11 protein-coding genes are annotated in these 11,124 nt (G+C 39.3%); 5 read left to right on the forward strand and 6 right to left on the reverse strand.

Annotated elements, in window-relative coordinates:
* Positions 1 to 9 precede the first annotated feature (9 nt).
* The 3 genes from AC1DSB_RS07250 to AC1DSB_RS07260 all read left to right on the forward strand — a co-directional run bounded on the left by AC1DSB_RS07250 (position 10) and on the right by AC1DSB_RS07260 (position 2,231).
* Positions 10 to 795, forward strand: a complete 786-nt coding sequence (locus AC1DSB_RS07250; protein WP_477586265.1) for a transporter substrate-binding domain-containing protein — start codon at positions 10 to 12, stop codon at positions 793 to 795.
* Between the two features lie 61 nt (positions 796 to 856).
* Positions 857 to 1,522: an amino acid ABC transporter permease gene (locus AC1DSB_RS07255; protein WP_477531093.1), complete on the forward strand. Its 666-nt coding sequence runs from the start codon at positions 857 to 859 to the stop codon at positions 1,520 to 1,522.
* Positions 1,509 to 2,231, forward strand: a complete 723-nt coding sequence (locus AC1DSB_RS07260) for an amino acid ABC transporter ATP-binding protein (RefSeq protein WP_477531092.1) — start codon at positions 1,509 to 1,511, stop codon at positions 2,229 to 2,231. Before AC1DSB_RS07255 ends, AC1DSB_RS07260 begins: the two co-directional genes overlap by 14 nt.
* Before the next feature lie 201 nt (positions 2,232 to 2,432).
* On the opposite strand, the gene aceA is transcribed toward AC1DSB_RS07260, so the two are convergent.
* The 3 genes from aceA to AC1DSB_RS07275 form a co-directional block, all read right to left on the reverse strand.
* On the reverse strand, positions 2,433 to 3,716 hold the full coding sequence (aceA, locus tag AC1DSB_RS07265; RefSeq protein WP_477531091.1) for an isocitrate lyase: 1,284 nt from the start codon (positions 3,714 to 3,716) through the stop codon (positions 2,433 to 2,435).
* 63 nt (positions 3,717 to 3,779) lie between these two features.
* Positions 3,780 to 3,938, reverse strand: coding sequence for a hypothetical protein (locus AC1DSB_RS07270; protein ID WP_016428588.1), 159 nt, complete (start codon positions 3,936 to 3,938; stop codon positions 3,780 to 3,782).
* Between the two features lie 36 nt (positions 3,939 to 3,974).
* Positions 3,975 to 6,143 carry a malate synthase G gene (locus AC1DSB_RS07275; RefSeq protein WP_477531090.1) on the reverse strand — a complete coding sequence of 723 codons (2,169 nt, stop codon included), beginning with the start codon at positions 6,141 to 6,143 and terminating at the stop codon, positions 3,975 to 3,977.
* A 353-nt stretch (positions 6,144 to 6,496) separates the two neighbouring features.
* On the opposite strand from AC1DSB_RS07275, the gene AC1DSB_RS07280 reads away from it, so the two are divergent.
* The gene (locus AC1DSB_RS07280) at positions 6,497 to 7,786 is read left to right on the forward strand and encodes an S-adenosylmethionine decarboxylase related protein (protein ID WP_477586268.1); all 1,290 of its coding nucleotides are present in this window, start codon (positions 6,497 to 6,499) and stop codon (positions 7,784 to 7,786) included.
* Between the two features lie 117 nt (positions 7,787 to 7,903).
* Here the strand turns inward: AC1DSB_RS07280 and AC1DSB_RS07285 are convergent, their stop codons facing one another.
* From AC1DSB_RS07285 to AC1DSB_RS07295, 3 genes are all read right to left on the reverse strand, one after another.
* Positions 7,904 to 8,560 (reverse strand): alpha/beta family hydrolase, encoded by a 657-nt coding sequence (locus AC1DSB_RS07285; protein ID WP_477531088.1) that lies wholly within the window; start codon positions 8,558 to 8,560, stop codon positions 7,904 to 7,906.
* A 41-nt stretch (positions 8,561 to 8,601) separates the two neighbouring features.
* The gene (locus AC1DSB_RS07290) at positions 8,602 to 8,940 is read right to left on the reverse strand and encodes a hypothetical protein (RefSeq protein ID WP_477531087.1); all 339 of its coding nucleotides are present in this window, start codon (positions 8,938 to 8,940) and stop codon (positions 8,602 to 8,604) included.
* Between the two features lie 380 nt (positions 8,941 to 9,320).
* Positions 9,321 to 10,583 (reverse strand): ATP-binding protein, encoded by a 1,263-nt coding sequence (locus tag AC1DSB_RS07295; protein ID WP_477531086.1) that lies wholly within the window; start codon positions 10,581 to 10,583, stop codon positions 9,321 to 9,323.
* 250 nt (positions 10,584 to 10,833) lie between these two features.
* On the opposite strand from AC1DSB_RS07295, the gene AC1DSB_RS07300 reads away from it, so the two are divergent.
* The coding region (locus AC1DSB_RS07300; protein ID WP_477586270.1) for a helix-turn-helix domain-containing protein at positions 10,834 to 11,124 on the forward strand (291 nt) is incomplete at its 3' end.

An 11,124-nucleotide genomic window follows, 5' to 3' on the forward strand; every position in this document is an offset into this window, starting at 1 on the left:
TGATTATACATGATGAAAAAATGGAGTTTAATTGGAACACTTACACTTGGAGCAATGCTTATGAGCGCGTGTGGAGACACCGCTTCGAATGAAACAGGAAATGATACGGCAGGTTCTGGTGATAAAAAAGTATTGGAAATGGCTACATCTGCCGACTTCCCTCCTTTTGAATCACGAAATACTACGGGTGAATTCGAAGGATTTGATATTGATTTGGCCAACTACATTGCAGACGAACTAGGTTATGAGCTTAAAATTAATGACATGAAGTTTGATGGTTTAATTGGCGCTTTGCAAAGCGATCGAATCGATATGGTACTATCCGGTATGTCTGCAACTGAGGCCCGTAAAAAAAATGTTGATTTTTCTACTGAATATAACGAATCTGGCGAAATGTTCATTACATTAAAGGATTCAGATATTAAAACAATTGAAGATTTGGAAGGCAAGAAACTTGGTGTCCAACTTGGTACTATCCAAGAAGATGGCGCTAACAAAATCAAAAAAGATACAGTCGACTTTGAAATCAAAGCGGTCGATAATGCTAACATATTAATTCAGGAATTGTTGTCAAACCGAATTGATGTTGCTTACGTGGATAAAGCGGTCGCTGAAGGATTTATTGMTGAACAGAATCTGGCTGGTTTTGAAGACACTACGTCAAGCTCTCCAGGAATGGCAGTGGCTTTCCCTAAAGGAAGCGAACTGACTGAAAAAGTGAATGCGGTTCTAAAAGAAGCGGAAGAAAACGGAAAACTACAGGAATTAAAAGACAAGTGGTTGTCTGAAGAATAAAAAGTCAATAAAGACTTACTGAATCAAACAAAAAGAGAAATCTAGAAATGAGGTGTAAGGCATGAATTTGGACTTTACGCAAATCACGCCTTATATTCCTTTTATGTTAGAAGGAATTTGGGTAACGTTAAAATTTGTCATCGTCGCATTAATCGTTGGATTTATCCTCGGAACGATATTGGCATTGTTCAAGATTAGTCACATTAAGCCATTAAATTGGTTTGCTCGTGCGTATACTTCGATTTTCAGAGGAACGCCACTAATTCTACAGTTGATGACATTTTATTTTGCCGTTCCTCAACTGACAGGCTATGATATCTCTCCATTTTTATCAGCCGTTTTGGCTTTTGGATTGAATTCTGCTGCCTACATTTCTGAAATCATCCGTGCCGGTATTCAGGCAGTGGATCGAGGACAGACAGAAGCCGCTATGGCATTGGGTGTTCCATACAGACAAATGATGAAAGACATTATTTTACCGCAAGCAATGAAAAACATTCTACCGGCACTCATGAATGAAGTCATCACTCTGACGAAAGAGTCCGCGCTTGTTTCAACGATTTCCGTATTGGATTTAATGCGTCGTGCACAAGTAGTTGGYGCGGATATTTACCGTAATTTCGAACCGCTGCTGTTCGTCGGCTTTATCTATTGGATCATGGTCGTTGGTCTATCGACAATCGGTCGAATGATTGAAAGGAGGTTGAAGGTCAGTGATCAAAATTGAGAAACTATCTAAAAAATTCGGCAACAACGAAGTACTGCATGATATTTCCACTGAGATTGCCAAAGGAGAAGTTGTTTCCATTATCGGACCTTCAGGCTCTGGAAAATCAACGTTTCTACGTTGCATGAATATGTTGGAAACACCAACGTCAGGCAAGATACTGATTGAAAACCAAGACCTAACCGATTCAAAAACGCCTATTCATAAGTTGAGACAACAAATTGGAATGGTTTTTCAACACTTTCACTTGTTTCCTCACCTTACCGTTCTTGAGAATTTAACGTATGCACCCATGAAAGCTAAAGGCGTTAAAAAGCCAGATGCTGAGGTAAAGGCACGACAACTGTTGAAAAAAGTAGGCTTATCCGAGAAAGAAAAGGCTTATCCAGGCAGTCTTTCAGGGGGTCAGAAACAACGTGTCGCTATCGCCCGTGCGCTTGCCATGGAACCTGAGCTCATGTTATTCGATGAACCTACATCAGCTCTTGATCCAGAAATGGTGAAAGAAGTATTGGATGTCATGAAAGATCTTGCCAAGTCTGGGATGACGATGGTCGTGGTCACACATGAAATGGGCTTTGCCCGCGAAGTTGCTGACCGCATTCTGTTCCTTGATCATGGTGTTTTACTAGAAGAAGGCAAACCAGCTGAATTTTTTACTCAGCCACAAACGGCGAGAGCAAAAGAATTTTTGGATAAGATCTTATAATTAATGGTAATGGGTAAAACGCTGAATGGTCGGAAATTACTTGTGACTGGACAATAACGTCGGTTGAGTGGTCAAAAAATAAGACTGAATGGACAATAACCCGCTCCRACTGGTTGAAAATCTAAACTGAATGGTCAAAATCTAAAAATGCATGTAAAACCAGTAGGCATATGCTCTACTGGTTTTTTTCTTGATATATTATTAATCTTGTTGGAACTGCTCTGCTTCAGTAGAACCGGTTAACGCAGTCGTCGACGATGTGCCTCCTGAAATAACAAGCGATACCTCATCAAAGTAACCTGTTCCCACCTCGCGTTGGTGACGGGTAGCCGTGTAACCACTTTCTTCAGCCGCAAACTCAGCTTCCTGCAACTCAGAATAAGCAGCCATTCCCCGCTCCTTGTACCCTTTTGCTAGCTCAAACATCCCGTAATTCAGAACATGGAATCCAGCAAGTGTAACGAATTGAAATTTGTACCCCATCTTACCTAGCTCTTGCTGGAAGTTGGCAATCGTTTCTTCATCCAATTTCTTTTTCCAGTTAAACGATGGCGAGCAGTTGTATGCCAGAAGTTTCCCGGGAAATTTATCGTGAATTGCTTCTGCAAATTCCCTTGCTTCACCCAAGTTCGGCTCGGACGTTTCACACCAGATTAAGTCGGCATATGGAGCATACGCAAGTCCCCTGGCGATTGCCTGGTCAATTCCATCTTTTGTATGGTAAAAACCTTCCGGCGTCCGCTCACCCGTAATGAAAGGATAATCATATGGATCCACATCACTCGTAATCAAATTGGCCGCATTCGCATCCGTCCGCGCAATGATAACCGTTGGAACACCCATCACGTCAGCAGCCAAACGGGCAGCAATGAGATTGCGGACGGCTGTTTGTGTCGGAAGTAATACTTTCCCACCCAAGTGACCACATTTCTTTTCTGAGGATAATTGGTCTTCCAAATGCACACCGCCAGCCCCAGCTTCGATCATTGATTTGGTCAACTCAAATACATTCAGTGTTCCGCCAAAACCCGCTTCCATATCCGCTACAATGGGGGCGTACCAATATGTATCGCCCTTTCCTTCTGCTTGCTGAATTTGATCAGCACGTTGTAACGCCTGATTAATTCTTTTCACTACATGAGGTACGCTGTTGCTCGGATATAAACTTTGATCAGGATACATGTGTCCAGAGAGATTGGCATCTGCAGCCACTTGCCAACCACTTAAGTAGATTGCCTTCAACCCCGCCTTCACCTGCTGCATCGCCTGGTTTCCAGTCAGCGCGCCTAGTGCATTGACGTAGTCCTCCGTATTGACAAGCTCCCAGAGACGCTTAGCACCTAAAGTTGCAAGTGTCTGTTCAATGACGATGGACCCTCTTAACTTTACGACATCTTCCGCGCTATATGGTCGTTCCACTCCTTGCCAGCGGCTGGAACTCCAACTTCCCTTTAATTGGTCAGCTTGTTGTTTCCGGTTTATCATGTCACAATCTCCTCTTTCATTCATTTTATTATCAAATGGTTTTAAAACAGTTGACTGGAAAAATCAGTCCAAATCTGCGCAACATTGAATCGATTCTTTGAAACTATCAAATTCCTGGCCGCAAGCGAGGCAAATATTCAATGGTTTTCTATCCATTTTGGATTGATACATAACAGTTGGTGTAATCTCGTTTGTATTGATATCCGGTTGATTTTCAAACATGGGGTTTCCTCCTTTTTATTTTTCTTTACTCAAAAGTTAGCTATTTTCACTAGAATTTTGCGCTTTATATTGCAGTCTTCTGCGATGCAATATCGGCTCCGTATAGCCACTCGGCTGGTCTTTCCCATCAAAAATAAGTTCACAAGCTGCTTGAAAAGCAATAGATCCATCAAAATCAGCAGACATTGGATGATACATCGGGTCCTCCCCGTTTTGCTCATCTACTATTTTGGCCATTCGCTTTAAAGTCTCCAAAACTTGCTCTTTTGTACAAATTCCGTGTTGTAGCCAATTTGCCAAATGCTGACTTGATATGCGCAATGTTGCACGGTCTTCCATCAATCCTACGTTATGAATGTCAGGCACTTTCGAACAGCCCACTCCCTGCTCCACCCAACGCACCACATAGCCAAGCAGTCCTTGTGCATTGTTATCCAGTTCTTGTTGAATTGTATGTGATGACCATTCTTCCTTAGCTAAAGGAAGGGTTAAAATATCGGTCGTTCTGTCTTGAATCTCATGTTTCAGCCTATCTTGAACCTTCGTCACACAGACTTGGTGGTAATGTAGTGCATGCAAAGTTGCGGCTGTCGGAGAAGGTACCCAGGCCGTATTTCCTCCCGCTTCCAAATGACCGAGTTTCAGCTCCATCATTTCCTTCATACGATCAGGCATCGCCCACATGCCTTTCCCTATTTGAGCGCGTCCCGGAAAACCACAAACCAACCCATTATCAACATTGGATTTCTCATATGACTGTAGCCATGATGAATATTTCATGTCATTTTTTCGAATGACGGGACCTGCGAGCATCGATGTATGGATTTCATCACCCGTTCGGTCCAAAAAGCCTGTATTAATAAAGACAATCCGGTCTTTTACTTCACGTATACAATTTTCAAGATTAAGAGAAGTTCTTCGCTCTTCATCCATCACGCCTATCTTTAACGTATAGCGTTCCATTCCCAGCAAATCTTCCACCTTATTAAACAGTTCATTTGCAAAGGAAACTTCAGCCGAGCCGTGCATTTTCGGCTTAACGATATAAACTGAACCTTGATCGGAATTACGGAAACTTGCTGTTTTCAAAAGATCATGTTTTGCAAGTAAACTGGATATCACCGTATCGATGATTCCTTCCGGCACTTCCTGATTTCGTTCATCAAGTACTATATTGGAATTCATTAAGTGACCAACATTTCGTACAATTATTAGGGAACGACCGCGTAACATTCGTTCTTCTCCAGTTGGCGTCAGGTATGAGCGGTCGGCGTTCAACTCCCTTACTACTTCTCGTTGCCCCTTTTTGAAAGTCGCCTTCAAAGTTCCTTTCATGAGACCAAGCCAGTTTCGATACACGAGCACTTTGTCTTCTGCATCAACTGCCGCCACCGAATCTTCAAAATCCATAATGGTCGATAAAGCCGATTCGGTGAATAAATCCTTTACTCCTGCAGGGTCAGCCTTACCGATTGGATGCTGCCGATCGATTTGAATTTCCAAATGGAGTCCATTGTTTCGCAGGAAAATGGATGACGGCAACGCTTTATCTCCCGTGAATCCAATAAATTTGGATGGCTCCTGCAAAGCTGAATATTCGCTTCCCAAATCAACGATCAGTTGATTCTTTTCGATGCGATATCCAGTCGATTGCGTGTGAGATCCTTTTTCAAGCGGTATAATTTGGTCCAAAAACTTACGGGCATACAAAACTACATGTTGTCCGCGTAGCGGATTATACGTAGTCCCTCGTTGTGCACCATTTTGTTCATCGATGACATCCGATCCGTATAGCACATCATAAAGACTTCCCCACCTCGCATTGGCCGCATTTATTGCATACCGGGCATTATTGACCGGTACGACAAGCTGAGGTCCCGCAAGCTTTGCAATCTCGTCATCAACTTGAGTTGTTGTAATCTGAAAAGGCTCTCCCCTTGGTTCCAAATAACCTATCTCTTTTAATAAAGCTTCATATTGCTCCCGATTCTCAAACCAATTGTGTTTGGTGTGCCAATCATTAATTTTTGCCTGCAACTGTTCTCGAACAGTCAACAGTACCCGATTTTTTGGAGCCATGTTATGGATAAGCTGGCTGAATCCTTCCCAAAACCTGTCGCTTGAAACTTCACTCCCTGGCAATGCTTCCTCCTCAACAAACCGATAAAATTCATTCGCAATTTTTAAACGGTTACGCTCAATCACATATCCGCCTCCCGTTGTTATAGTACAGTTGATTTTTATTATTCTATTACATAACAAATACTTTCGTGCAGTCCTTTTCATCCTTTTTTATTAGTTATTTAATTTTATTCATTTACAATTTGACGCTTTGACGCTTACTGATTTCACAGTGGTTTTAAAGTGAAACAAATCCCTTGCTTCAATAGTTTGTAGATGTTTCTTTTTATAAAAAACCGTGGGAATAATCGCTAAAGCGAATCTATTCTTTATTGTGAATCCAACTAACAACAATACTTAGATGACATGCACCATACACCTAAACCTATTATTTTCTATCACATAGATTATGTATAAAAACTAAAAGAGGCTTTGATATGAATAACACTAAACACGTAATAACGATATTGGGCAGTGCAGGCGGTGTAGCGAACGGGATACTATCAATTCTAGACAACTCCGTGCAGGATAAGCAGGATCCATTAAATGGAGTAGTGAATAATTGCTGTATTCATTTAATTGATCATGAACAGAAAGAAGCATCTCACTTTGCTCTCTCTTATCCACACTTACAGGATAAATTTGTATATCATGAATTCAATTTGAGAGACACCGAGCAATTTATGGCTCATTTAAGAAACACCCAGACATCTGTTGTCATTGACCTTTCTTGGGCGGATACAGTTGATATGTTGCACTGTTGTGATCAGCTCGGTGTAAGCTATGTGAATACCGCATTGGAGAATACCATGATAGATGAGAACGAAGAATTATTTGAAGGGTTTGGCTTGATTGAACGATTTAGGCATTTGGAAAAACATAAAAATAAACTCCTGAACCACACAGCTATTATTAGTTCTGGTATGAATCCAGGTGTCGTTCAGTGGATGGCTCTGGAACTTCTAAAGAAAGATTCATCAGAAAATCAGCCAATCGGCTGTTACATCGTAGAGCATGACAACTCGTTTTATAAAAATCCTAAACTAGCCAAAAAGAATGTGATTTACACCACATGGTCACCCGAATGTTTCCTCGACGAGGCTATTCTTAGCCATCCCATGTTCTTTAAGCACCATAACCCCCTCTTCTTATATGAGAAAGTCTATGATCTTGAATTCAAGGTAACGTTGGGAAAGAAACGATTTTGGGGCTGTTTAATGCCACATGAAGWAGTTTGTTCACTTGGTAAGCTATATGATATGGAATTTGGATTCTTGTACAAGGTAAATGACCATACCACGAACTTGATTCGTGAAAATATAGAAGACGTGGATAAATTGTGGAATTATGAGATGAAGGTTCTCGACCCTCGAGACGCAGCATTAACTGGCGAAGATTTAGTAGGTGTGTTGCTTGTTTATCCGGACAAAGAACGGTACATGTATAATGTATTAAACAATGAAGCCATCTTTTCTAAGTACAAAACAAATGCAACTTATTTCCAAGTAGCCTGTGGAGTCTATGCCTCCCTAAGCGTGTTGCTCTTGGATCAAATACCTAAAGGAGCATATTATGTAGATGAATTAATATTGAATACCGAGAACAATTACGGAAAATATTTATCGCATTATATGACCGAGTTTATTACAGGAGAAAACAAACAGTCAGACGGTCTGTTACACCAACGAATGCAAAACCTTCGAAAATCAAATACGGAAGACATTTGACCTCGCTTACTGTTCATTAATAAAATTTCTTACTCATTGAAAGAGCCCTTGCATCCAAAAAGGGAAGGACGTCCCGCTCGTACAAAGAAGTAAAAATTTGCTGGACCTATGCATCTATTACACGTTTTGCTGAACAAAATTTTGAATATCAACAACAACGCTCTTCATCACATCAATAGATTCTACCGAATAATTATCGTATTCTAGACTATGATTGACATTAGGAATCAGACGAGAAACGATATTCGGATTGTTTTTCAATACATCGTATCGTTCATTTATGTAACACTCATCTCTATCCCCAATGAAACACAACCCTTTATGATTGCTTGCAGCCATTGCAGAAAAAACCTCACCTAGTTGGATTAACGGTGTTAACCAAATAGCTTTGGCCTCCATGAACTCCATCCTATTTAAGACAGAATTCATAGCAATTGTCCCCAATGACTTACCCATTATGAATGAGTTTTCGTAAGAAGCGTTCTTTAGAACCTCATCAATAACTGTGTTTACATCGAATTTTATCGCTTCGATTATTTCTTCCTTGGTGAATTCAGTATAAGCTTTATCTTTATACTGGTAATTAATCTGCAACACATCAAAGTCCCTCTGACTGAATAAATCTTTGACATAGTGAAAAAGCGGACTTTGTACGGTATATCCAGTTCCAGGTAGAAAAACGACTAAATTCTTTGAGTGATTTTGATTGCTCAGCAAAGTATAGGGGATGTTCATTTCTTTGTAACCTTTTACAATAGACGAGCTATTCTTCAACTGAAATCACCCTGTTTTCTTTAGTGAAATTTTGTCGTTAATTATTTTATCTTCCGGAGTGTTAATAAATCCGTGTTAGAAATCACATCAATTTGATGATTGCCTTTTATGTAATAAACCGAGGAGCCTTCGCTTTCTCCTTTTTCCCACCCATTTACTTTTAACACAAGTTCATATGCTACCGGTATTCCATCCTCTTCAGATGCATGAGACCACTCGTACGTCTTACAATTTGTATTTTCTTCAATTAGTTCGGCATGTTTAGGTACAGGAAAGTTAAACAACTCTTTCGAAGAGTGATAGGCAAATACGGTTGTTGAATATAAACCAACCCCAATAAATACTAAGACGGCAATCACCCACCCAAAAATCTTCATCATAAAGCTTTCCCCTTCCTCATTAAACACCTTCGAAAATTTGTAAATTATACCCATCATAATAACACACGATATATTGATTAGTTAGCATTATTTTACAATTTCAAGGAAATCACATTGGGAATATTTGATAAAGTTATCAATTAGACACAAAAAGATGGCTGAAAATAAATTTCCAGCCACCTTAACTATATTTGATTCTTTATTCACGTATTTGTTTTATAAGGATTTTTCTATTCATCAACATTGCATGATGTTGGGACTGCTCATCATTCAAATAATTGAGTATCAGACAAACTGTCATGTGCACACACCTAAGTATAAATGTGATGACTGGATCTTTAATTCCCCAGCTACCACTCTTTCCATATGTTACTGTTTCTCTACGTCACCATTGGGAATTCAATCGTAAATATTGTGAAATTGCCGAGTTCACTCTCCACATGAATTTCCCCACCCATTCCTTTAATCAGACTGAACGATACCATCATTCCTAGTCCTGTACCGTTGTCTTTCATCGTGAAATAAGGTTCGCCAAGACGATTGATTTGCTGTTGAGTCATGCCTTTTCCTTCATCACTTATCGCGATGCGGACTTTAGGATATTCTGCAACTGTATAAATTTCCAATTTCCCGCCTTTCTGCATGGATTCAATTCCATTTTTCACAATATTAATCAAGGATTGTTCCAGTTTTTTTCGATCACCTGAAATATTGGCATGCCCACTTTGATCTGGGTGGTAAAAAACTTGGACATCCTGCATATTTGCCAAAGGTGTAAGAATGTTCAAGACATTTTGAACCGCTTCATTTACGAAGACTTTTTCTACCTTATCTGGAACAGGTTTCGCAAAAGTCAAGTAATCATTAATAATATCCGATGCTCGATCGAGTTCCTGTAAAGCAGTACCGAGGTATTGTTTGATTTCTGGCGATCGTTCTTCATCATAGGATAATTGCAAAAATCCTTTGCAAGTTGTCAGCGGGTTTCTCACTTCATGGGAAATGCTCGCTGCAAGATGGCTGACTACCTCCAATTTCTCTGCTTTCATGAGCTTTTCCAACAGATCCGAGTTTATTCGGATTACTTCAATTAGTAGAGTGACAATCACTGTTCCTAAAAAAGTGATGAAAAAAAACTGAAGCCACATATTCACACTCACGATTACATTGAAAAATAGGGATACCACAATAAATGTGATGATCGTCGACAATAATACTAATGAACTGCTCGTCAATACCTTTTGCTCCAGCGTCATTTTCAGATAATAGCGGGAGACAAAACTGACGGTAACCGCCAAAAGGGTGAACGTAATAATGGTTATATAAAACCCATCATTTACTCCCAACATAAAATAACGCGCTACAATCACGAATATGAGCAATAAGAACCCATTTTTCGGTCCGCCATATAAAACACCTATAACGAATGGTATTCTCCTCAAATCCCAGATAAGCCCATCCCCTACCGGAAAAGGAAATAACATGCAAAGAAAAATGGAGAACAGGGAGAGAACCGTAAAGAGATTTTCTTTCATTTTTTCAATTCGATAAACGAACTTTAACAAATAAAACATTTGCAGTAATAATAATGGAAGAAGAATGAATAGAAAATTGATAAGTAAATCTTTCGTGATAATCTCCATTTATTCACCGATCCTTCTAATTATTTTGCTGCTATAATATTTGAATATTCTAACTTAGATTATCTAAAATTCCCTTGCTTAGCAATATTAATAATGATTTTCTTTCAATTCATTTATTCTTTTTGAAAAAGAATTTAAATCTTTTAGCAATACATTCCGACTCTTAAATGTTATAATATTCTAACTATTGTATTTTTTTAAATATAATTCAAATATTTTACATGAAAAGGGAATGAACTTATTGTTTAAAATGGGAAACACACTAAAAGAATTAAGAACGAAAAAATGTATCACCTCTGAACAGTTAGCTGAAAATCTGGATGTTGCAAAAAGCATTATCTGGAGTTACGAATTAAATAAAAAAGAGCCAAGCAATAGTCATTTAATTAAAATTGCCGATTTTTTTGATGTCTCGGTGGATTATTTATTGGGTCGGGAACAGAAGAACAATACGGTTAATTTTCAGTATCCTTTCGATGACATCATCGATAAATACACTTTCATGATCGACAATCATCCGATAGGCAAAGAAGAATTGTTG

It is taken from the genome of Paenisporosarcina sp. P4_E4_2 (genome assembly GCF_056401595.1).